The organism is Lysinibacillus sp. BPa_S21 (genome assembly GCF_023337795.1).
GTDB lineage: Bacteria > Bacillota > Bacilli > Bacillales_A > Planococcaceae > Lysinibacillus.
The window spans coordinates 1-653 of the sequence record NZ_JALIRS010000035.1; the positions used below are offsets into that span (position 1 = coordinate 1).

General features: G+C 60.0%; 1 protein-coding gene. It reads left to right on the plus strand.

From position 1 onward, the window contains the following. Positions 1-653, plus strand: a 653-nt coding sequence (locus MOK21_RS23650; protein WP_249076385.1) for a hypothetical protein, incomplete at both ends; no start/stop codon positions are given.

Below are 653 nucleotides of genomic sequence, written 5' to 3' on the forward strand. Positions count from 1 at the left end.
CAGGTCCAACGGGAGCAACGGGTGCCACAGGTCCAACAGGTCCAACAGGAGCAACAGGAGCTACTGGAGCCACAGGAGCAACAGGAGCAACAGGTCCAACAGGTCCAACGGGTCCAACGGGAGCAACGGGTGCCACAGGTCCAACAGGCCCAACAGGCCCAACAGGAGCAACTGGAGCTACTGGAGCAACGGGAGCAACTGGAGCAACGGGTGCCACAGGAGCAACGGGTGCCACAGGTCCAACAGGTCCAACAGGAGCAACGGGTGCTACTGGAGCAACAGGAGCAACAGGTCCAACTGGAGCAACAGGAGCAACAGGAGCCACAGGAGCAACAGGAGCAACAGGAGCAACAGGAGCAACAGGTCCAACAGGTCCAACAGGTCCAACGGGAGCAACGGGTGCCACAGGTCCAACAGGTCCAACAGGAGCAACGGGAGCTACTGGAGCCACAGGAGCAACAGGAGCAACGGGTCCAACGGGAGCAACGGGTGCCACAGGTCCAACAGGTCCAACAGGAGCAACTGGAGCTACTGGAGCAACGGGAGCAACAGGAGCAACGGGTGCCACTGGTGCCACAGGGGCAACAGGAGCAACGGGTCCAACAGGTCCAACAGGAGCAACAGGAGCAACAGGTGTCTCTTATACACATCTG